Source organism: Nonomuraea spiralis (assembly GCF_014648435.1).
In the GTDB taxonomy this organism is placed as follows: Bacteria; Actinomycetota; Actinomycetes; order Streptosporangiales; family Streptosporangiaceae; genus Nonomuraea; species Nonomuraea spiralis.
On the sequence record NZ_BMRC01000003.1, the window covers coordinates 570,681 to 592,454 of the forward strand.

19 protein-coding genes and 1 pseudogene are annotated in these 21,774 nt (G+C 69.3%); 13 read left to right on the forward strand and 7 right to left on the reverse strand.

Annotated features, from left to right (window positions below; translation table 11 throughout):
• Window positions 1-4: 4 nt before the first annotated feature.
• Entirely contained in the window at window positions 5-559 is a 555-nt protein-coding gene (locus tag IEZ27_RS10005; RefSeq protein ID WP_189646914.1) for an NUDIX hydrolase, read from the forward strand.
• 104 nt (window positions 560-663) lie between these two features.
• On the opposite strand, the gene IEZ27_RS10010 is transcribed toward IEZ27_RS10005, so the two are convergent.
• From IEZ27_RS10010 to IEZ27_RS53755, 4 genes are all read right to left on the reverse strand, one after another.
• The gene (locus IEZ27_RS10010; RefSeq protein WP_189646978.1) at window positions 664-1,302 is read right to left on the reverse strand and encodes a mycothiol-dependent nitroreductase Rv2466c family protein; all 639 of its coding nucleotides are present in this window, start codon (window positions 1,300-1,302) and stop codon (window positions 664-666) included.
• A 120-nt stretch (window positions 1,303-1,422) separates the two neighbouring features.
• A complete protein-coding gene (locus IEZ27_RS10015) occupies window positions 1,423-2,739 on the reverse strand; it encodes an IS256 family transposase (RefSeq protein ID WP_189646915.1) in 1,317 nt (438 codons plus the stop codon).
• Window positions 2,739-3,479, reverse strand: a complete 741-nt coding sequence (locus tag IEZ27_RS10020; RefSeq protein WP_229823809.1) for an integrase core domain-containing protein — start codon at window positions 3,477-3,479, stop codon at window positions 2,739-2,741. The genes IEZ27_RS10015 and IEZ27_RS10020 overlap by 1 nt, the downstream gene beginning before the upstream one ends.
• Window positions 3,480-4,149: 670 nt before the next feature.
• On the reverse strand, window positions 4,150-4,335 hold the full coding sequence (locus tag IEZ27_RS53755; RefSeq protein ID WP_446686146.1) for a hypothetical protein: 186 nt from the start codon (window positions 4,333-4,335) through the stop codon (window positions 4,150-4,152).
• A gap of 343 nt (window positions 4,336-4,678) precedes the next feature.
• Here IEZ27_RS53755 and IEZ27_RS10030 point away from each other — a divergent pair, with 343 nt between their 5' ends.
• The 9 genes from IEZ27_RS10030 (at window position 4,679) to IEZ27_RS10070 (ending at window position 15,832) form a co-directional block, all read left to right on the forward strand.
• Window positions 4,679-5,281, forward strand: a complete 603-nt coding sequence (locus IEZ27_RS10030) for a (2Fe-2S)-binding protein (protein ID WP_189646916.1) — start codon at window positions 4,679-4,681, stop codon at window positions 5,279-5,281.
• Window positions 5,281-6,267 carry an FAD binding domain-containing protein gene (locus IEZ27_RS10035; RefSeq protein WP_189646917.1) on the forward strand — a complete coding sequence of 329 codons (987 nt, stop codon included), beginning with the start codon at window positions 5,281-5,283 and terminating at the stop codon, window positions 6,265-6,267. Before IEZ27_RS10030 ends, IEZ27_RS10035 begins: the two co-directional genes overlap by 1 nt.
• Window positions 6,268-6,301: 34 nt before the next feature.
• On the forward strand, window positions 6,302-8,488 hold the full coding sequence (locus IEZ27_RS10040; RefSeq protein ID WP_189646918.1) for a xanthine dehydrogenase family protein molybdopterin-binding subunit: 2,187 nt from the start codon (window positions 6,302-6,304) through the stop codon (window positions 8,486-8,488).
• Window positions 8,489-8,771: 283 nt separating this feature from the next.
• A complete protein-coding gene (locus IEZ27_RS10045) occupies window positions 8,772-9,254 on the forward strand; it encodes an NADH-quinone oxidoreductase subunit B family protein (protein ID WP_189646919.1) in 483 nt (160 codons plus the stop codon).
• Window positions 9,251-11,302, forward strand: coding sequence for a proton-conducting transporter transmembrane domain-containing protein (locus IEZ27_RS10050; protein ID WP_189646920.1), 2,052 nt, complete (start codon window positions 9,251-9,253; stop codon window positions 11,300-11,302). Before IEZ27_RS10045 ends, IEZ27_RS10050 begins: the two co-directional genes overlap by 4 nt.
• Window positions 11,299-12,243, forward strand: coding sequence for a respiratory chain complex I subunit 1 family protein (locus IEZ27_RS10055; RefSeq protein ID WP_189646921.1), 945 nt, complete (start codon window positions 11,299-11,301; stop codon window positions 12,241-12,243). The genes IEZ27_RS10050 and IEZ27_RS10055 overlap by 4 nt, the downstream gene beginning before the upstream one ends.
• Window positions 12,244-12,258: 15 nt before the next feature.
• Window positions 12,259-12,918, forward strand: a complete 660-nt coding sequence (locus tag IEZ27_RS10060) for a hypothetical protein (RefSeq protein WP_189646922.1) — start codon at window positions 12,259-12,261, stop codon at window positions 12,916-12,918.
• Entirely contained in the window at window positions 12,918-14,366 is a 1,449-nt protein-coding gene (locus tag IEZ27_RS10065; protein ID WP_189646923.1) for a proton-conducting transporter transmembrane domain-containing protein, read from the forward strand. Before IEZ27_RS10060 ends, IEZ27_RS10065 begins: the two co-directional genes overlap by 1 nt.
• Complete coding sequence (locus IEZ27_RS10070) at window positions 14,363-15,832, forward strand: hydrogenase large subunit (protein ID WP_189646924.1); 1,470 nt, start codon at window positions 14,363-14,365, stop codon at window positions 15,830-15,832. Before IEZ27_RS10065 ends, IEZ27_RS10070 begins: the two co-directional genes overlap by 4 nt.
• A gap of 2 nt (window positions 15,833-15,834) precedes the next feature.
• Here the strand turns inward: IEZ27_RS10070 and IEZ27_RS10075 are convergent.
• Together IEZ27_RS10075 and IEZ27_RS10080 are read right to left on the reverse strand one after the other, a co-directional pair.
• Window positions 15,835-16,068, reverse strand: a pseudogene (locus IEZ27_RS10075) (pyridoxamine 5'-phosphate oxidase family protein); the annotation flags it as partial.
• Window positions 16,069-16,187: 119 nt separating this feature from the next.
• Window positions 16,188-16,712: a hypothetical protein gene (locus tag IEZ27_RS10080; protein ID WP_189646925.1), complete on the reverse strand. Its 525-nt coding sequence runs from the start codon at window positions 16,710-16,712 to the stop codon at window positions 16,188-16,190.
• A 182-nt stretch (window positions 16,713-16,894) separates the two neighbouring features.
• On the opposite strand from IEZ27_RS10080, the gene IEZ27_RS10085 reads away from it, so the two are divergent.
• A complete protein-coding gene (locus IEZ27_RS10085; RefSeq protein ID WP_189646926.1) occupies window positions 16,895-17,674 on the forward strand; it encodes a transposase family protein in 780 nt (259 codons plus the stop codon).
• On the opposite strand, the gene IEZ27_RS10090 is transcribed toward IEZ27_RS10085, so the two are convergent.
• Window positions 17,585-18,427, reverse strand: coding sequence for a hypothetical protein (locus tag IEZ27_RS10090; protein WP_189646927.1), 843 nt, complete (start codon window positions 18,425-18,427; stop codon window positions 17,585-17,587). The two genes, IEZ27_RS10085 and IEZ27_RS10090, sit on opposite strands and share 90 nt — an antisense overlap.
• Before the next feature lie 312 nt (window positions 18,428-18,739).
• Here IEZ27_RS10090 and IEZ27_RS10095 point away from each other — a divergent pair, with 312 nt between their 5' ends.
• Both IEZ27_RS10095 and IEZ27_RS10100 read left to right on the forward strand, forming a co-directional pair.
• Entirely contained in the window at window positions 18,740-19,849 is a 1,110-nt protein-coding gene (locus tag IEZ27_RS10095) for a hypothetical protein (RefSeq protein WP_189646928.1), read from the forward strand.
• A complete protein-coding gene (locus tag IEZ27_RS10100; protein ID WP_189646929.1) occupies window positions 19,846-21,681 on the forward strand; it encodes an ATP-binding protein in 1,836 nt (611 codons plus the stop codon). The genes IEZ27_RS10095 and IEZ27_RS10100 overlap by 4 nt, the downstream gene beginning before the upstream one ends.
• The last annotated feature ends 93 nt before the right edge of the window (window positions 21,682-21,774 follow it).

A 21,774-nucleotide genomic window follows, 5' to 3' on the forward strand; every position in this document is an offset into this window, starting at 1 on the left:
CCCGATGGCGATCACTGACTCAGACATCTTGGGCACGTTGACTGCCTACCTTGAGCGCCACCCGGACGAAGCGGCGCTGCTTTCAGAGCCAGTCCAATTGCTGTCTCAGGGAGGCGACTATGCCTCGCGGCGGAACTTTCGGATGCACGTGACTGTCGGTGCGTTGCTCGTCCGCGACGCCAAGATCCTGCTTGTCGAGCACCTCGCGTACGGGATCCCGCTCCAACCTGGCGGCCACCTGGAGCCCGTCGATTCCACGCTGATCAACGCGGCGGTGCGTGAGTTGACGGAGGAGTGTGGTATTGATCCCAGGCAGGTCATCCTGGCGTCGCCGTCCCCCGTGTACATCGAGTACGGGCCGGTCCCGGCCCGGCCAGCGAAGGATGAGCCGGATCACCACCATTTGGACATCGGGTACGCGTTCGTGACGGATGCAGATGTGGGACCTATCCAGGAGTCCGAGGTGAGCGGAGCCGCTTGGTACTCCCTCGCCGAGGCCGAGCGCCTTGTCGGGCACCGCATTGCGCGAGCGGTCAGCTCGCCGGCGCGGATTGGTTGAGCGGCCTCGGTCGAGGCTCCCGGCGTTGTTCGCCTCCTGATCGCACCGGAAATGGAAGCCTCGACCGTTACTTCAGCCGACGCTGGCCGGGCCGTTTTATCCACTCATTCGAAGGATGGTTTGACGCTCCGGTCCCGGCTCCGCTTAAGCTCGAAGAAGCCGTCCGTCCCGGCGACCAGGACCAAGCCGTCCCACAGTCGTCCGGCAGCATCACCTCGGGGGGCCCGCCTGAGCACGGGGCCGAACAGGGCCGTGCCGCCGATGCGGAGAACGGGTGTGCCGACGTCGAGGCCCACCTCGTTGAACGCCTCGTCGTGCGAGTCCCTGATCAGCTGATCGAACTCCGTACTTGTGGCGGCTGCGGCCAGCGATTCAGGCAGGCCCGTCTCCGCGAGAGCTTCGGTGATGACGGTGGGATCGTCATGGCGTCCCTGGTTGTGAAACCGGATGCCGATCGCGGTGTACAGAGGTCCGAGGACGCTGCGGCCACTGTGCTCAGCTGCTGCCCGGCAGATCCGTACCGGGCCCCATGCCTGCGTCATCATGTTGCGGTAGTCGTCGCTGAGTCCTTTGCCTTCGCGCTGGACGAGGTTCAGGTACGCCAGTGACATGATCCGCCAATCGGCGCGTACCGGCCGAACCTGCTCGACTTCCAGAAGCCATCGTGAGGTGATCCACGCCCACGGGCACAGTGGATCGAACCAGAACGGGACCGCGTCGCGTTCTGACTGTTCCTTGGCCATCATGATGAGCACCGTCCTCTCTCGGAGTGGTTTCGCATGTGCCCTCTCCTGTCGGCGGGTTAGATATCGAACAATCCCCCTAGGACTGTCTAGATAACGGTGTATCTCGATCTTGATTAATTATCGGGTGGTCGAGGTCAAGCGGCCTTCGAAGGTGATGGCGAAGGCGTTCAGAGCGGCCTTCCAGCGGGTGATCCAGCGTTTGCGGCCCTTGCCGGTCGGGTCCAGGCTCATGATGGCCATGTAGACGCACTTGAGCGCGGCTTGCTCGTTGGGGAAGTGGCCGCGGGCTTTGACCGCCCGCCGGATGCGGGCGTTGACCGACTCGATGGCGTTGGTCGAGCAGATCACCCGGCGGATCTCGGTGTCGAAGTTGAGGAAGGGGACGAACTCGGCCCAGGCGTCCTCCCACAGCTTCACGATCGCCGGATACTTACCGCCCCAGACCTCGGCGAACTCCAGGAAGCGCTCGAGCGCGGCCGCTTCGGTCGGGGCGGTGTAGACGGGCTTGAGCGCCTTGGCGATGGCATCCCAGTGCTGGCGTGCGGCGTACCGGAACGAGGCGCGCAGCAAATGAACGACGCACGTCTGCACGACGGCCTGCGGCCAGACCTGTTCGATGGCCTGCGGCAGGCCCTTGAGGCCGTCGCAGACCACCATCAGCGCATCGCCGACGCCGCGGTTCTTGATCTCGGTCAGCACGTGCAGCCAGAACTTGGCCCCTTCGCCGCCGTCGCCGGCCCACAATCCGAGGATGTCGCGCTCACCGTCCACGGTGACGGCCATGGCCACGTAGATGGGCCGGTTGGCGACCTGGCCGTCGCGCAGCTTCACGTGGATGGCGTCGATGAAGATCACCGGGTAGACGGGGTCGAGCGGCCGGTTCTGCCATTCGGCCATCCCGTCCAGCACCTTGTCGGTGATGGTGGAGATGGTCTGCTTGGACACCTCAGCGTCGTAGACCTCGGCCAGGTGGGCGGAGATCTCCCCGGTGGTCAAGCCCTTGGCGGCCAGCGAGATGACCATCTCATCGACCCCGGACAGGCGCCGCTGCCGCTTGCGTACGATCTTCGGCTCGAAACTACCGTCCCGGTCCCGCGGCACGGTGATCTCCACGGGCCCGACGTCGGTGATGACGGTCTTGGATCGGCTGCCGTTGCGGGTGATACCGGTCTCGTTGCCGGAGCGTTCGTGCTTGTCGTGGCCGAGATGGTCGGTGATCTCACCTTCCAGAGCGGACTCCAGCACCAGCTTGGTCAGCCTGCCCAGCAGCCCGTTCTCTCCCACCAGCTCCACACCCTCGGCGCGGGCCTGATCGACCAGCCGGGCCACCAGCTCTCGATCCGACTCTTTGGCCTTGACGTCCTTCGGCTGCTTGCGCGCCACGGCGCCGTCCTCCAGGTCGATCTCCGTCGATGCCTGGATCACAGTACTCATCAGGGGTGTCCTCCGTGATCAGGAGTTACACCGTTGTTTTTACAGTCCCTGCGGTACTCGTTGATCAGTCCTGTGACGGTCCTTCGGCGGTGGATCCGGGAGGTCATGTCGATCACCTGGCCGGGGGCGTGCAAGGGCGGGCGGAGGGAACGGCCTTGATGTGCGCGATGCTGGTTGAAATGGCGCTCGTATTCGGTCAGGACCTTGCGCAGGTGCCGCTCGCCATGGATGAGCAGGTGATCGAGGCACGCGCGGCGTAGCGTTCCCACGAACCGTTCGGCGAACGCGTTCGCCCGTGGCGACCGGACGGGCGTCTTGATGACCCGCACGCCGGCGGCGGTGAACACCTCATCGAACAAACGGGAGAACGTGCCGTCACGGTCCCGGATGAGAAATCTGAAGGCGCCGGCGCGCTCGCCCAGGTCCATCAGCAGGTTCCGGGTTTGCTGGGTGGTCCATGCGCCGGTCGGGTCGGAGGTGAGGCCCAGCAGGTGGACGCGGCGTGTCTCGATCTCCATGACGAAGAAGACGTACAGGCGTTTGAGGAAGGCGGTGTTGACGTGCAGGAAGTCGCAGGCCAGGATGCCGGAGGCTTGGGAGGTGAGGAACTGTCGCCAGGTCGGTGAGGTCTGGCGTGGCGCTGGGCCGAGGCCGGCCGCGGTGAGGATGCGGTGGATGGTGCCCTCCCCGATCTGATGGCCGAGGCCGAGCAGTTCGCCCTGGATCCGCCGGTGCCCCACCGTGGGTTCTCTCTGGCCAGCCGGATGACCAGCTCACGCAGTTCGTCCGGGATCGGCGGACGCCCGGTCGCGTTCGAGTAGGTCCAGCGTTGGCAGACCAGCTGGCGGTGCCAGGCCGGCAAGGTGCCCGGCGTCACGATCCGATGAAGGTGAAGCTGCGTGGGCAGTAGTCGCGGCAGTGCGGCCGGCAGCGCTCGGTCGGCCCAGTCTGGTCGTGGCCGGGAGACCTGACGACGTAGGACGGCGACCTCATGTCGCAGCACCAAGATCTCTACGTCCTTGGAGGTGTCGCCCCGTGTGAGAAGCGTCAACCAGCCGAACAACCGGACCATCAGCAGGTACAGCAGGCGTAGAAACACGAGTGCCGAGGATAGAAGGCCAGGCCAGATGCCATGGACAAGTTTTGGCACCGCACAGGGCTTTTGGCCAACGCGATGATCTGGGAGCGTTCGTTCGGCCATTGTGGCCGTGGTTCACTCCTGGGACGGAGCCGCGCGCGGGTTCTCGACATCGCTGCGCGGCATTTCGTGTGCCGCTCCGCTCAGCCGCGCTGACGCTCCGCCCGCTGCCGGATCAGTTCCTCGACCGCGCTCGGCAGAGTCGTCTCGAAGTCGATCAGCTTCGCCCAGGTCGGGGTGACGACGATCCGGACCATGCCGTCGTGGTACAGCTAACGCACCTCCGCCTCCCACCCGGTCCGTTGCTCGGGTGTCATCTCGTAGGTGCTGGGCGCCCGCAGGTACTCGGCCGGGATGTGTTCGACGAAGTCCAGCTCGGCCCAGCCCCGGATGAGCAGGATCTTGGGCGGGTGCACCTCGGTGTCGATCGTCAGGGCGACCATCGGGTTCTCGCTCAAGGACCGAAGCTTCGGAGCGTTCTTCGACGTGCACATGACGATCTCCGAGCCGTTCCAGGTGAAGCCGATCGGGATATTGCGAGGTGTGCCGTCCTTGGCGACCTAGGCCAGGCGGGCCAGGTCGCGAGCCAGCAGTTCCTGGCTGGTCGGCCGGTTCAGCACCTCGATGATCTCGTTCGGATGCACGGTTGCTCCTCCGCCGTCGGTCAGCGGATCGTTGTGACGAACCCAGGACGGAGCCGCCGTCGCGTTCTCGACACCCGCGCGGCGGTCCGGCTTCCCGGCGAACGGGCAGCTTAGGCTACGTTCTGCCGCCGGACATCACAGACAGGCCATGACCGAAATGTCCAGCACAGCCATCCCATCGCCGGAGCCGGAGCCGACCCGGCGTGCCGTCATCAAGGCCGGCGCGGCCATCGCCGCCCTCCCCGCGGCCCCGTCGCGCACCTGCCCGGATCAGGCCGGGAAGCCGGTCAAGGGACCTGGCCGGGTCCCGCTCACGGTCAACGGCGTGACCTATGAACGGCTCCTCGAACCACGGGTGAGCCTGCTGGACGCGTTGCGCGAGAGCATCGGGCTCACCGGCACCAAGAAGGGCTGCGACCGCGGCGAGTGCGGGGCCTGCACGGTGCTGGTGGACGGGCGGCGGATCAAGTCCTGCCTGACGCTGGCCATCATGCAGCAGGACCGGGACATCACCACGGTGGAGGGCCTGGCACGCGGTGAGGAGCTGCATCCAGTCCAGCGGGCCTTCATCGACCAGGACGGCCTGCAGTGCGGCTTCTGCACCCCCGGCCAGATCATGTCGGCCGTCGCCTGCACCGCCGAGGGGCATGCCGGCGACGATGCCGAGGTCCGGGAGTGGATGAGCGGCAACCTGTGCCGTTGCAGCTGTTACCCGAACATCGTGGCCGCGGTCCGGCAGGCCGCCGGAGAGCTGTCCTGATGGACGACTTCGCCTACAGCCGCCCCGGCCGCGCCGAGACCGCGCTCCGCCTGGCCGCGCGGCCGGGGACGCGGTTCATCGCCGGCGGCACCGACGTGCTCAACCTGATGCGGGACGGTGTCGAGCGTGCCGACCACTTGGTCGACATCAACGCGCTGCCCTTGGACGGCGTGCGGGAGACCCCGGCGGGGATCGCGCTGGGCGCGCTGAGCCGGATGAGCGACGTGGCCGCGCACCCGGCCGTCCGCCGACGGCTGCCGGTGCTGGCCCAGGCGCTGCTCGGCGGGGCCTCGCCGCAGGTGCGCAACATGGCCTCGCTCGGCGGGAACCTGCTGCAACGTACCCGGTGCTGGTACTTCCGCGACGCGTCCATGCCGTGCAACAAGCGATCGCCGGGCAGCGGCTGCCCGGCGATCGAGGGCCGCAACCGGTGGCACGCCATCCTCGGCGGCAGCGAACACTGCATCGCGGTGCACCCGTCGGATCTGGCCGTGGCGCTGACCGCGCTGGAGGCCACGGTGCACACGCTGCACGCCGAAGGCCCGCGCCGGGTCCCGATGGCGGGGTTCTACCTGCCGCCGGGCGACACCCCGGACCGGGAGACCGTCCTGCGTCCCGGCGAGCTGATCACCCGTATCGATGTGCCCGGCACGCCGCCGGCCGCCGGCTCGCGGTATCTGAAGGTACGGGACCGGGCCGCTTTCGGGTTCGCCGTCGTCTCGGTCGCGGCCCTGGTCCGGCTGGCCGCCGACGGCGAGGTGGCGCAGGCGAGTTTGGCCTTCGGCGGCGTCGCGCCCCTGCCCTGGCGTTCGCCCGCCGCCGAACAGGCGCTGATCGGGCGCCCGCTGGGCCCGGCCTCGATCCGCGCCGCCGGGCTGGCCCTGGTGCGCGAGGCGAGGCCGCGCGCGGACAACGCGTTCAAGGTCGAGCTGGTCCAGCGGGCCCTGGCGGAGGTGCTGGAGCAGTTCGCGCGGGGGGCGGGATGAACGCCGTCGGGCGCCCGGTCGCGCGGGGGGCGGGATGAACGCCGTCGGCCGGCCGGTCGCGAGAGTGGACGGTGTCGCCAAGGTCACCGGCGCGGCCCGGTACGCCGCCGACGTCCAGGTTCCCGGCGTGACGCACGCCGTCCTGGTCGGCTCGACGATCGCCCGCGGCCGCGTCACCGCGATCGAGGTCTCCGAGGCGGCCGCCGCCACCGGGGTGCTCGGCGTCTTCACCCACGAGAACCTGGGCCGGCTGCCCCGGCCTCGCCCGCAGGATTTCCTGCCGTTGCAGGACGACCTGATCCGGTACGCCGGCCAGCCCGTCGCGGCCGTGGTGGCGCGGACCCTGGAGCAGGCCCGGCATGCGGCCGGGCTGGTGGCGGTGAGCTACCGGGCCGACACCCCGCGGACGGTGCTCGCCGACGGTCTCGACGCCGCGTACCTGCCGCCCCAGGGACCTGACGGGGGCGACAACGTGTACGTGCGCGGGGACGTCGAGGCCGCGCTCACGTCCGCGCCCGTCACGGTCGAGGCGACGTACACCACCCCGATGCAGCACCACAACCCGATGGAGCTGCCGGCGACCGTCGCCGCCTGGGACGGCGATCGGCTCACCGTTCACGAGTCCACCCAGAACATCGCCGGCACCCAGGAAGGGCTGATGACGGTGTTCCGGCTGCCCCGCGAGAAGGTACGCGTCATCTCCCCGTACGTGGGCGGCGGGTTCGGCGCCAAGGGCACGTCCGCGGTGCCGCGCATCGTCCTGGCCGCGGCGCTCGCCCGGCACGTCGGACACCCGGTCAGGCTGGTGCTGACCAGGGCCGAGTCCTACACCAGCAACGGCCACCGCGCCGCGTCCCACCAGGTGGTGCGCGTCGGCGCCACCCGCGACGGGCGGCTGACCGCGATCGACCACACCCTCACCCAGCAGGTGGCCGGCACCGAGGGCCGGTTCGTCACCAGCGCCCGGATCACCCGGATCCTGTACGCCTGCCCGAACGTGCGCACCACCCAGCGGGCCGTCGCCCTGGACCTGGCCAACGCCGCCTACATCCGGGCGCCGGACACCGTCACCAGCCACGCCCTGGAGTCGGCCCTGGACGAGCTGAGCTACGCGCTCGGCCTGGACCCGGTCACGCTCAGGATCCGCAACTGGTCGGCGACCAACCAGCAGAGCGGCGTCCGGCACGGCAGCAACCACCTGCGCACCTGCTACGAGCGGGGCGCCGAGCGCTTCGGCTGGTGGCGCCGCGCCCCGCGTCCCGGCTCCATGCGTGACGGCGACTGGCTGCTCGGCTGGGGCATGGCCACCGTGGCCCACACCGCGGGCGGCCGGGAGATGGCGGGAGCCGAAGTGATCATCGGCGTGGACGGCGCGGCACGGATCCGCTCCGGCACCCACGACATCGGCACCGGCACCTCCACGGTGATGCGGCAGCTCGGCGCCGACGTGCTGGGCCTGCCGATGGCCGAGGTCCGCTTCGACCTCGGCGACTCCGCCTACCCCCAGGCGCCGGCCTCGTCGGCGTCGGCGACCGTGCCCTGTACCGGCGCGGGCGTCGTCCGCGCCGCGACCGCCGCCCGCGACCAGGTGGTCGCCCTGGCCGTGGCGGACGAGAGCAGCCCGCTGCACGGCCTGCCGCCCGCCCGCGTCCGCGCCGCCGACGGACATCTGTTCGACCTCGACCGCCCCGCGCGCCGCACCAGCTTCCGGGACGTTCTGCGCCGCCACGGCCGGCCTCTCCGCGTGACCAGCCCGGCGGGCGAGCGGATGGTCCAGGCGGTCTCGACCGGCGCGGTGTTCACCGAGGTCGCCGTCCACCGGCTGCTGGGCCAGGTCCGGGTGCGCCGCGTCGTCGGCGTCTACGACCCCGGCCGGGTACTCAACGAGCGCACCGCGCGCAGCCAGGCCGTCGGCGGCGTGATCTGGGGCATCGGCGTCGCCCTGTCCGAGCACACCCTGACCGACCCCCACCTGGGCCGCATCCTCACCCCGAACCTGTCCGGCTACCTGGTGCCCGTGGCCGCCGACGTGCCCGACCTGGACCTCACGTTCATCGACCGGCCCGACCCGGCCAGCCCGGCGCTCGGCGCCCGCGGCTTCGGCGAGGCTCCCACGACCGGCCTGAGCGCCGCGATCGGCAACGCCGTCCACCACGCCATCGGCCACCGCGTCCGCGACCTGCCGATCACCCAGGACAAGGTTCTCGCCGCCCTTGCCTGACTCCTCGGCGCGGGGTGCGTCACCAGGCCGAATGCCGCGGACCGGGCACGAACGGCCATGCCGGACTCCACCGGCCGCCCTTTGGCCAAAGTCAGCCCCACCCGCCGCGCTTGAGGAATAGCCTGGCGCCGGGATCCGCCGGTCGGGCCGTAGGGGGCGATCGCGCAGGCGCGTGATCCATGCGTGGTCCGGCCAGGTGTTCTCCCGACAGGGCGGCTGCCTGCCGCGGCACGGCAGCCCCGGCCCGGGTGATCGTGGCCGGCGAGCGTTGCAGGGGGCAACGATGGGGTTGTGGGGGAAGATCGCGAAGACGGGCCGGGTGGCCGAGCCCGCGCCCGCCCGCGAGGAGGGTGACCCGCCCGCGAAGGCGGCGGAACTCGCCGGATCGGTGCAGATCAGACATGTGGACGCGGGGTCGTGCAACGGCTGCGAGGTGGAGATCGCCTCGGCGTTCGGCCCGGTGTACGACGCCGAACGGTACGGCGCGCGGCTGGTGGCCTCGCCGCGGCACGCCGATGCGCTGCTGGTGACCGGGCCGGTGACCCGCAACATGGAGGTGGCGCTGCGCCGCACCCATGACGCGGTCCCCGAGCCCCGCCTGGTGATCGCGCTGGGCGACTGCGCGCGCGACTGCGGGGTGTTCGCCGGAGCCTACGGGGTGGCCGGGGCGGTGGCCGACGTGCTGCCGGTGGACGTGGAGGTGCCGGGGTGCCCGCCGGAGCCCGCGGCGATCGTGGCGGCGTTGCGCGGGCTGACGGGCCGATGAACCCGGTCGGCACACTGTACGTGGCGGCGCTGTCCGGCTGTGCGCTGGCCGCGGTGACCGCCCTGCTGGCACCGCCCCGGGCGCGGCGGCACCTGGCGGGCTGGTGCACGGCGGCCGCGGGCGCCGCCGCCGCGGCGGCGGGCACGACGGCGATCACAACCGCGATCACAGAGGCAGGCACGACGGCGGTGGGCGGGGCCGGTCGGAGCTGGTCGGCCTGGCTGCCGGACCTGCTGCCGCTGGCCGGGGTACGGCTGGCGGTCGATCCCCTGAGCGGGGTGTTCATCGCGGTCACCGGGTTCGTGGCGGTGTGCGCGGCGATCTACGGGATCGCCTACTGCGCCCACGGCCTGGACGGACGCGTGTTCCAGTCGGTGCTGCCGCTGTTCGTGGCGGCCATGTTGCTGGTGCCCGCCGCGGCAAGCGTGAGCACGTTCCTGCTGGCCTGGGAGCTGATGGCGGTGTCGTCGCTGCCGCTGGTGCTGGCCGAGCACCGGCGGCGGGCGGCCGTGGGCCGGGCCGGGCTCTGGTATGTGGTCATGACCCACCTCGGCCTGGTGACGATCCTCGTCGGCCTGGTCGCGTTCGCCGCCGGGGCCGGCGGGGAGAGCTTCGAGCAGTTGCGCGAGGCCACGCTGTCGCCGGCCGCCAGGACGGTCGTGTTCCTGGCGACGCTGGCCGGGTTCGCCTCCAAGGCGGGCATCGTGCCGCTGCACGTGTGGCTGCCGCGGGCGCACCCGGAGGCGCCGAGTCACGTCTCGGCCCTGATGAGCGCGGCCATGGTGAACATGGGCGCGTACGGCGTCGTCCGGGTCGGGCTGGATCTGCTGCACGGCGGCCCCGCCTGGTGGTGGCTGCTGGTGCTGGGAGCGGGCGCGGCGTCGGCGCTGTTCGGGATCCTTCAGGCGGCGGTCGCCTCCGACCTGAAGCGGCTGCTGGGCTACTCCACGACGGAGAACCTTGGCCTGGTGCTGGTCGGGGTGGGCGCGGCGGGCTTCTTCGCGGCCTGCGACGCTCCCGTGCCGGCGGCGCTGGCGCTGGCCGCGGCCCTGCTCCACGTGGTCAACCACGCCGCGTTCAAGACGGTGTTGTTCCTGTCGGCGGGCTCGGTGCTGCACGCGACCGGCACCCGCGATCTGGACGCGCTCGGCGGGCTGCGCGCGCGGCTGCCGTACACCACGGTCGTGTTCGCGCTCGGCGCGTTGTGCGCTTCGGCGCTGCCGCCCGGCAACGCCTTCGTCAGCGAGTGGCTGCTGCTGCAGAGCCTCATCCACGCGCAGCCCGCCGCCGGGGTGGCGGGCGCGGTGACGATGCCGCTGGCCGTGGGGGCGATCGCGCTGTCGGCGGGTCTCGCCATCGCCACCTTCGTCAAGGCGTTCGGCGTGGGCTTCCTGGGCCGGCCGCGCAGCGCGGAGGCCGAACGTGCCGGAGAGAGCCCGCCGGCCATGCTGGCCGCGACGACGCTCGCGGCGGCGTGCTGCGTGGCCCTGGCGCTGGCTCCCACGCTGGTCCTGCCCGCGCTCGTCCGGGCGGTCGGAGTGGCGTTCCCCGGACGGGACGTGGCCGGCGGGCAGGTGACGCTGCGGCTGACCGGGGTCGCGGGGATGATCTCGCCGCTGCTGATCGCCGTCGCCCTGGTGGCCGCCGTCGTGGCCGTCCTCTGCCTGGTACGGGTGGGCGCGACGCGGCGGGCACGGCGCGCCGCCCGGCTCTGGGACTGCGGCGCCGGGCCCATGTCGGCGCGGATGGAGTACACCGCCACGTCGTTCGCCGAGCCGCTGCAGCGGGTCTTCGGCGACGTCCTGGAGCCGGAGAGCGACGTGGACGTCACCCCGATGAAGGAGTCGGCCTACCTGGTGGAACGCGTGAGCTTCCACGCGCGGATCCCTGACCGGATCGAACACCGGCTGTACGAGCCGTTGATCTCCGCCGTGACGGCCGCCGGGCGTGGCGCCCGTGGCCTGGCCACCGGCAGCGTCCACCGCTATCTCGGCTACGGGTTCTGGGCGCTGACCGCGGCGCTGATCGTTCTGGTGGTGCTGCGATGACGGGCGTGATCGGAGCGGCGCTCCAGGTGATCCTGGTCGCGGTCGGCTCGCCGCTGCTGGTGGGGGTGATGCGGCAGGTCCACGCCCGGCTGGAGGGACGCGCCGGCGCCGGGATCGCCCAGCCGTGGCGGGACCTGCGCAAGCTGATGCGCAAGGAGCCCATCGCGCCACGCGGCACCGGCTGGGTGTTCCGTGCGGCGCCGCCGCTGCTGGCCGGCACGGCGCTGGTCGTGGCCGCGGTGGTGCCGCTGGTGACCACGGACTCGCCGCTGGACGGCGTCGCGGACCTGTTCGCGGTGCCCGCGCTGCTGGCGCTGGGGTCGGTGGCGCTGGCCCTGGGCGCCCTGGACACCGGGACGGCGTTCGGCGGGATGGGCGCCAGCCGGGAGATGACCGTGCTGGCGCTGGTGGAGCCGACGATCCTGGTCTCGACCTTCGCCCTGTCGATCGGCGTCCGCTCCACGAGCCTGGGAGCGATCGTGACGGCGGCGGCCGGGCATCCGCTGTCGGTGCTCTCCCCGGTGAGCGTGCTCGCCTCGGTCGCGCTGGCGATCGTCACGCTCGCCGAGACCGGCCGGATCCCCGTGGACAATCCCTCCACGCACCTGGAGCTGACGATGATCCACGAGGCGACGGTGCTGGAGTACGCCGGGCCCGACCTGGCGCTGATCGAGTGGGCGTCGGCGATGCGGCTGTCGGTGCTGCTGGGACTGCTGGCCGGCCTGTTCGTCCCCCTGGGGATCGCGGGCGCGGGGGCCGGGGTGCTCGCGCTGCCGCTGGCGATGGTCGCGCTCGTCGTCAAGGTGGGGCTGCTGGGGGTGCTGCTCGCCGCCGGCGAGGTGTTCATGGCCAAGCTCCGGCTGTTCCGCGTTCCGGAACTGCTGGCCGGTTCGTTCCTGCTGGCGCTGCTGGCCGTCACCGCTTCCTTCTTCCTGACCTGAGACATGGACGTGAACATGACCGATGCGACGTACGTCCAGCTCCTGGACCTGGCCTGCGGGGCGTTCCTGCTCACGGGCGTGCTGGTGCTGTGGCGGCACGAGCTGTCGCCGATCGTGCGGCTGTTCGCCCTGCAAGGCGTGGCGCTGACCGTGCTGATCGTCGTCCTCGGCGTCCGGCAGGGGAGCCTCGAACTGGTCCTGATCGGTCTCGGGGTGGGTGCGTTGCGCGCCGCGCTGCTGCCGTACCTGATGCGCCGCGCACTGGTGGCGAGCGGCGCGGGCCGCGAGACACAGCCGCTGGTCAACGTGGCGACCTCACTGCTGGTGGCGGCGGCGCTGGCGATGCTGGCCTACGCGGTCTCCCAGCCGCTGGTACGGCTGTCGCCCACCCCCGCCGCGCACGCGGTGCCGATCGCGCTGACCGTGCTGCTGATCGGGTTCTTCGTGCTGGTGACCCGGCGGCGGGCGCTGTCACAGCTGGTGGGCTTCCTGCTGATGGACAACGCCATCACCGCCGCCGCCTTCCTGACCACCAGCGGCGTCCCGCTCGTCGTCGAGCTCGGGATCTCGCTGGACGTCCTGCTGGCCGTACTGGTGCTGCAGGTGCTGACCACCCGGATGCATGCCGCCTTCGGCGGCACCGACCTGGACGAGCTACGGGAGTTGCACGACTGATGGACAGCCTGCTGGTGATCGCCCCGGTCGCGGTGCCCGCGGCCGCCGCGCTCGCGTACGCCCTGATCGGCTGGAACCGGGTCACCGCCTGGCTGGGCGCGTCGGCCGCGGCCGGGCTGCTGGCCTGCGCCGTCGCGCTGGCCGCGGCGGGGAGGCGGGAGGCGCTGGCGGGGCTGCTGCACAGCGACGCGCTGAGCGCCTTCATGCTGATCGTCATCGGCACGGTCGCGCTGCTGGCCATGCTGGCCGGCCCCGCCTACCTGGCGGCCGAGCTCGCCTCCGGGCAGACTGGCCCGCGCGAGATGCGCCGCTACGGCGTGCTGACCCAGTCGTTCGTCGCCGCGATGGCGCTGGCCGTCCTGGCCTCCAGCCTGGGCCTGCTCTGGGTGGCCATCGAGGCGACCACCATCCTGACCGCCTTCCTGGTCGGGCACCGGCGCACCCGTCAGGCCACCGAGGCCGCGTGGAAGTACATGGTCATCTGCTCGGTCGGCATCGCGCTGGCGCTGCTGGGCCTGGTCCTGACCCACGACGCGGGCGACCACGCCGGAGTGGCCTCCCTGGACTGGACGGCGCTGTCCGAACACGCGGGCCGGCTCGACCCCGGCGTGATGCGCATCGCGGTCATGCTGCTCGTGCTCGGCTTCGGCACCAAGGCCGGGCTGGCGCCCATGAACGCCTGGCTGCCCGACGCCTACAGCCAGGCCCCAGCCCCGGTGTGCGCGCTGATGTCCGGGGGGCTGCTGTCGGTGGCCTTCTACGCCGTCCTGCGCGTCAAGGTCATCGCCGACGCGGCGCTCGGCACCGGCTTCACCCGTACGCTGCTGGTCATCGTGGCGCTGGCCTCCCTGGCCGGGGCCGCGCTGCTGCTCATCGGCCAGCGCGACTACAAGCGGCTGCTGGCCTACTCCAGCATCGAGCACATGGGGCTGATCGCCCTCGGCGCCGCGATCGGCAACAACCTCGCCCTGGTCGCCGTCCTGCTGCACATCCTCGGGCACGGGCTGGGCAAGTCGGTGGTGTTCCTGTCCGCGGGACAGCTCCACCAGGCGCTCGGCAGCACCCGGATCCGTGCCGTACGCGGCCTCATCTCCAGGGCGCCGATGCCGGCCGGGGCGTTCTCCCTGGGGCTGCTGGCCCTGCTCGGCCTCCCGCCGTTCAGCCTGTTCGCCAGCGAGCTGGGCATTGCGCGGGCGGGCTTCGCCGCCGGCCTGGGCTGGCCCGTCGCGGCGGCCCTGGCGCTGATGCTCGTCATCGTCGCCGCCGTCGGACGCCAGGTCCGGCCGATGCTCGTGGGCGGCGGACCCGGCGAGGCCGTCGCGCTGCCGCCCACCCTGGCCGTCCCGCTGGTGGCGGGCCTGGCCGCCTGCGCCGTCCTGGGCATCACGCTCGGGCCGCTGCGCCCCCTGCTGCAAGCCGCCGCCACGATCGCCGGAGCAACACCATGAGCACACGAACCATCGCCGACGTCGGCACCGCCGAACTGCCAGGCCACGCCGCCCGCCTGCTGGCCGGCGGCCACCGGCTGGCGCTGGTCTCCGCGCGCCAGGAGGCGGACGGGTTCGGGGTGGCGTACCTGTTCGTCGCCGGCGACCCCGATCGCCGTACCGAGCTGCGGCTGCGGCTCCCCTCCGAGCAGCCGGCCGTGCCGAGCCTGGCCCACCTGTCCTTCCCCGCGGGCCGGTTCGAACGCGAGATCCGCGACCTGTACGGCATCACCCCGCTCGACCACCCGCTCCCCCGCCGCCTGGTGCGCCACCACCACTGGCCGCGCGGCTGGTACCCGATGCGCGACGACGCCGGGCCGCCGCCCGCCTTCGGCGACTCCGAGGGGCCGTACCCGTTCGTCACCGTCGAGGGCCAGGGCGTGTACGAGATCCCCGTCGGCCCCGTCCACGCCGGTCTCATCGAACCGGGGCACTTCCGCTTCTCCGTGGTCGGCGAGACGATCATCAAGCTCAAGGCCAGACTCTGGTTCGTCCACAAGGGCATCGAAAAGCTCTTCGAGGGCCGCCACCCCGCCGACGGGCTGCAACTGGCCGAACGCGTCAGCGGCGACACCTCCGTCGGCCACGCACTCGCCTACTGCCTGGCCGTGGAAGAGGCCACCGGAGCTCCGGCCGACGCGCGGGCGCAGCAGGCCCGAGCCGTGCTGCTGGAGCTGGAACGCCTCTACAACCACGTCACCGACCTGGGCGCGCTCTGCAACGACGTCGCCTTCCCCATCCTGCACGCCCACGCCGGTCGCATCCGCGAACAACTCCTGCGCCTCAACGCCGAGGTCACCGGGCACCGGCTGCTGCGCGGCGCCGCCCGCCTCGGCGGCGCCCGCCTGCGGGGCTTCCCCGACCCCGACATGCTGCACGCCATCGGCGCCGACGTGGCCGAACTCACCGAGCTCGCCCTCGGCCACAGCGTCGTCGCCGACCGCTTCACCGGCACCGCCTTCCTGTCGGCCGAGGCCGCCCGCGACCTCGGCACGCTGGGCTACGTGGCCCGCGCCAGCGGCCTGGACCTCGACGCCCGCCGCCGGCACCCCTTCACCGACCTCGGCGACTTCACCCCCGCCCACCGGACCGGCGGGGACGTGATGGCCCGCTTCCAGATCCGGGCCGAGGAGATCGCCACGTCCATCGCCCTGATCACGCATCTGGTCGAGACGCCCGCGGCCCCGGATGCGTCACCGTCCCTCGAAGGGGGCTCCTCGGGCGTGGGGCTCGTCGAAGGCTGGCGTGGCACGATCGCCCACCGCGTCGAGCTCGCGCCCGATCAGACGATCAGCCGCCTGAAGATCGTGGACCCGTCCTTCTTCAACTGGCCCGCGCTCCCGGTGGCGCTCGACAGCGCGATCGTCCCCGACTTCCCTCTGGTCAACAAGAGCTTCAACCTGTCGTACGCCGGCAACGACCTCTGACGTCAGTCGGCGCCCGCCGCGAACCCGGTGACCAGCTCCGGCCGCAGCCGTGCCACCACGTCGATCCGCTCGCCGGGCCACGCCTGGAGCCTGGCCAGGGCCTGCTCCAGCTCCTGCGGGTCCGCCACCAGCCCGGCCCGCCCGGTCAGCACGACGCTCCACCCCGTCCGGGCGGCGGCGTCCAGCTCGTCGGCCTCGTACACGACGCCGGAGACCCGCTGCAGCAGCGCGGTCCGCTCACCGGACGAAGAGCTCTGCGCTGGAGGTGATTCGAGTTATTGAGCCCCACAAGGTGTGACAAGCTTCGGTTGGCCGCCTGAAAGTTTGATCCGCCAGCAGAGCAGCCACCTGGACCTTATGTATGGAGACCTGAACTAATGCGAGCCCTGACGGTGGCCACCACGATACCCATGGCCCTTTGCGCGGCAGCCGGTTCGGGTGCGAGTATGGCTACGAGTTTGCCGAAGTGAAAACCGTCAATTTGATCGATGATTCGGCATAGGGAGTCAAGGCCGCCCAGGGTGTTGGAGAGGTCGGGCGCATCAGCAAGATAGAAAGTGAGCGCCTGGAGCGAGTTGTCTAGATGGCCGCCGCCGGTGAGGGTCCAGATTACTGAGGCCGCCGTGATGTGGGCGGCAGCATGGGCCAGATCGTTCCCCTGCTCGAACAGGATGAGCCCCAAATTTTGGTGACTGATCGCGATCTCATTCGGATCGTTGGATCTGTATCTCAGCCGCAGCGCGTCTCGCTCCAGGTTGAGCGCAATATCGCGGTGGCCGAGCGTGTCTTCAACATCGGCAAGTGCGGAGAGCACTTGGCCTAGACCGAAGATATCTTGGTGGCGGTCGAAGACTTTCCTGCACTGTCGCAGCAAGCTCACGGCCTCGCTGGTCCGGTTTAGGCGCAGCAGCGGCGTGTAGGCATTGAGCCGTTTTCATCCCCGTACGGCGGGCTGCTGATCACAGGATGATCGCGAGGTGGGCGTTCACCTGATGGCATGGCGAAACCCCTGGTAGACGGGTTGATCACCACAATCACGTCCGCCACCACCAGGGGCCTCGGATGCTGTTCTATCGCGCTGCCGTCGATTTGTCGCGCTCAACCCTGAACTACCTCGCCGGCCTCATCCGCCGGCGCCGCAAGGCGATCGGATCGACCTGGCGGCTGCTCAACCCGGGGCAACAGGCCCTGCTCGTGCTGGTCCACCTGCGCAAAGGAGAGACATTTCCTGAGCTCGGGGCCGGGTTCGGGGTCTCGACAGCGACCGCGTGGCGGTACGTGGAAGAGGCCGTGATGCTGCTGTCGGCACGCTCGCCGAAGCTCGGCCAGGCACTTCGCCGGGCACGCCGAGCCGGGCTGCACTACCTGGTGCTGGACGGCACACTGATCCGCATCGACCGGATCGCCGCCGACCGTCCGTACTTCTCCGGCAAGCACCGCGTGCACGGCATGAACATCCAGGTCATCGCCTCACCGGACGGCACGATCCTGTGGACCTCCGGCGCGCTGCCGGGCAAGACCCACGACCTGAGCGCCGCCCGCATCTGGGGCATCCTGCGCGCCCTGGAGACAGCCGGGATCATCACCCTCGCCGACAAGGCCTACCAAGGAGCCGAAGGCCCGATCCGCACCCCGTACAAGGGCAGGAACAAACCCGAGTCCCAGAAGCGGGCCAATCGCTCCCACGCCAGGCTCCGCAGCCCCGGCGAGCGCGCGAACGCCCAGCTGAAAAGCTGGAAGATCCTCCGAAAGCTACGGTGCAGCCCATCCAAGGCCGGCCACCTGTGCAAGGCCATCGCCGTCCTTCAAAATCACCGAGTCACGCAGGCGGCGCAAGGATGAAAAGCGTTCACTGAACCCGTCGGCCCGGGAGATGAGGAATCGGTCCACCAATTGCTTGCGAGCGGCCGGCGAACTGGTCACCCGATACTCGGGATCGGCCAGCAACTCGGCCGCGAGGCCGTCGAGCTGCTGACCGAGCTGGATGTATTGAACCTTGGCGAGGTCATCGGCGCGCTCACACGCCGTACGAATCGCGTCCCAGAAGCTCCACTCCTGTGCGTCCGGCGGAACGGAAAGCCTGGCAATGCGCTGCCGGGCACTTGCACGGGCAGCCCGGAATTCCGGGTTGGCCAGCAGGCGGTCGATCAGCTCGGCCTCGCTCCGTTGGCGTTCCTCCGCGCTGGGCTGGTCGTCCTCGTCCCGGATAATGAGACCGCGATGCCCGGAGGTCTCCTTCGGCAGACGCTGCCAATCGAGGTACCAGGCCGCGCTTTGCTGCCAGAAATGGACAAGACCTTTGGCCGTGAACGCAACACCGACTTGACCGACTTGACCGACATGCTGGACCAGGTGCGCGGGCAGTTCGTGGATGTCGTCCTCATCCGCGTAGGGATCGAACGGCTCCGATCGCAAGTAAAGGACACATCCGCCGATTTTTCGAGCCAGTGACAGGAATGCCGGAAGATCCAGCGTGTCGGGATCGAGGTAAACCTCCGGCCCGATCCCTGTTTCTGGGATGGCCGGTACCAGGACCAGCGAATTCTGGGCTGCGTAGTCGGCGACCAACTTGGCGAGCTTGGCTGGGTCGTTCACGGGCAGCACTGTAGTGGTCGACATCGGCAGCTCACCTGTGGTTCCGCGGTAATTAACGTGCCACTTTGGCCAGGAGTTCTGGTTCTCAAGAGGCCATACCTGACCAAATCCACGATGTCACTAAACCTGGCACCTGTGGCCGGAGTGTCGGAACGTCGCCCGTTGTGGATCCGCTGACTTCTATGACTTTGTGCTTATAGGGCCTGGATCTTCGCCCTTCGCGTCGATACCCTGCAACAGGGTGTCGTGATCGGTTGCGAAGCGCCACTGCATGCTGGAGGTCCAGTGGAAGTGCCTTCAACAGGGCCAGACGTGCGTAGCCTTGCCGACATTCTGTCGGTTGCGCCATGGGTGGAACTGGAAAAGCATATTGATCACTTGCGGGAGCGGGTGGATGCGGCCGTTCTTGCCTCGCATGGACGGCGAGAGCAGCTTCGCAGCGAGATACTGTCGGACAATCCACGCTTAAGATCCCAAATCCGGCGCCCTTCGCCCGAGAAGATGGAATGGGCCAAGAGTCTCCTGCGCTCTGGCATCGTCGCCGCCTCCGATGGGACAGTAGCGGCCGTACCGCTGTTGAGCGGAACGAAGATCCAGGTAGGCGTAGTGATCGTCACCAACACTGGCGAATCTGTCCGCTTAGTGACGAGGGTCTTCGAACACGAGCTGACCACAGCCGGCGACACGGCTCGGGAGTTCTTTGAAAATCTTCGGAAGGTGCATGGCAGCTCGAATCTGGCCAGCCGTGCGCTCATGCTGTTCGGCGAACGTCAGATCCTGCTCGCGCAGGAGGCCGACTGGCGGATGATCCACGGCGAGCTGATTCCGTACGAACTACGCACCGGCGTCGGCAGGCCGAAGGAGAACTTACCACCCGTCTTCGATCTAGTGAGGCGTTACGTTCTGGACCAGCAGTTCATCGCGGTGAGCGAAAGCCCCGAGGATCTGGACGTCCTCAACGCTGGCATCGTCCTCGAGCCAGGGGAGTTCATCGAACTTCGTACGCTCACCGACGATCTCACCGGTTTCCTGGATGGTGATGAGAATGCAGGAACGACCAAGGCCGGTTTCAACAATATGGATCGGGCCACGTTCCGGAATTTCATCGCAGAGGTCGGGCCGGAAGTCACCATCCTGCTGATGAAGGCCGGGCACCGTCCGTTCCTCCTGGAGTGCCACCGAGACCGTGTTGAAGAGGCGGCAGCGCTCTTTCTTGCGGACGCGCTCTGGACGCGTGGTCTGCCGGACAGGGGAGTGACCGTAACCGCGCGAGGCTTTCCCTTCCACATCGACCTCGCCGACAACGTGGCTCGCACGATGTTCAAAGGCGGAGAGTTCCGAACCTTCGTAGAAACCCGGTTGATGGAACTCGGGGTCGAGCACGGACTCACGGATCTGGATCCACGGAGGACTCGAGGATGAGCTCAGAAGCTGATATCCAGACAGAGACCGATGGCGGCGAACGGGTCGACGAGTTCGAGGAGCCGCAAGATGAACTGCATGATGACGATGCGCCTGCGGAGCCGGACCACCCGAACCCCGAGCAAGAAATCCCCACTGAAGATCTCAAAGCAGCGGAAGCCAGTCTTGCCCGATCGCTCATCACTCTAGGCTTCGTCGCCTTTGATGGGCAGGGGACCGACAACACCAGCAGCGGTGTCATGGTGTCCGAGCAGTTGCGCCGGCACTTCCGCCGCGACGCGTATGTGGGCATCAACGACACCGAACAGGGCATCACCTTCCTGGGACGTGTCGTCGAAGGCCCCTTTCACAGCCCGCATGAAATCGGCCCCGATTCGGCCATCAGCCGGACCACGCTTCTCCACCCAGAACGCACCCAGTTCCGCCCCACCTACTACGCCGCCGGCACGATCGAGATCCTCGGTGAGGTCACCAACTCGGAGAACGTCCTCCCTACATCGACACGTCCCCGGCCGTACTCCCAGGTGTTCATCTACCCCAGCGACCGGCTCCGACGGATGCTCGGCATCGAGGGCGACATGCAATTGGGCTCACTGCTCGGCTATGACGACCTCCGAGTCGAGGCGGACTCGACAAACAAAGGCTTCCTCCCGCGCAATGTCGGCATCTTCGGCACTGTGGGCTCAGGCAAGTCCAACACGACCCAGGTGCTGATGGAGGAAGCTCTTCGCGCTGGCTGGGCGGTCGTCGCCATTGACGTCGAGGGTGAGTATGTCCGAATGGACCAAGGAAATGACGAGCCGCACCTCGCACGGCTTCTGGAAGAGCGCTTCGACGAACGGCGTCCGCGCGGCATACCTGATTGCCGCGTCTACGTACCGAACGCCGGCATGACCGACGCACCCGATCCCATTCCCTTCAAAGTGCCGATCGCTGATGTGCCCGAGGAGATCGTGGCAGACATCCTCGAACTCAGCGAACCTCAGGTGCGAATGTGGGGTGCCATCACGGCTCACGCCCGACGCCAGGCGGAGAAGGCGTCTCGGCCGAGCAGAATGGGTACGCTTGCTGCGCCGACGCCTCCTCCTCCTGATCGCCCCTACACCCTCAGCGATCTGATCGACGGTCTGCAGGAGGACCCGACACCAGGTGCCATGACCCTGTTCCCGGTGAAGCCGGGCCCCACGGAGAAGGCAACTGCGTCAACGTTGAGGAACAAGCTGTACAAGCTCGGTAGATCCGAGATGCTCGACTGGATGCCGACCAGAAACACTCCGTACCTGGACGTGGACGAGCTTCTCGTGGAACGGCGCCTGAGCGTTTTCGACGTGAGCGAGACCAACGACGCCGCCCGCAACATCGCCATCTCCTTTCTGTTGCAGGCGCTGTTCGACAGGGTGATCGCGGTGGCTCGTGGCGAACCCATCGGCAAGGACGGCCGGCCGCGCCCGCCGGTGCTGGTGGTGATCGAAGAGGTGCACACGTTCGTCTCCCGGGCAAGTGCGGCCAGGATGCGCGCCGTGCTGGACCAGTTGCAGGTCATCAGCCGACGCGGCCGCAAGCGCTGGATGGGCCTGGCGCTGGTGTCGCAGCAGCCCGGTCATGTGCCGGAGGAGCTGTTCGAGCTGGCGAACACCCGGTTCATCCATCAGCTGAAGTCCGCTGGCAACCTCGCTCCCGTACGCGCCACCACGGGAGGCGTCCACGAGGCGCTGTGGTCGACGGTTCCTGCGCTGGGGCAAGGCCAATGTCTGCTGACAGGCTCGGTGTTCCGCAACCCGGTCTTCGTGCAGGTACGTCCGGCGCGTTCTCGGCGAATGCATACTGCCTGATCGCAACCCCTCGTAGAGTCTCCCTGATCGGCGCCGCGCCCCGGATGCCGGAGAAAGGCGGCGTCGCCGGTGACAGAAGTCCCCGCTGAAGCC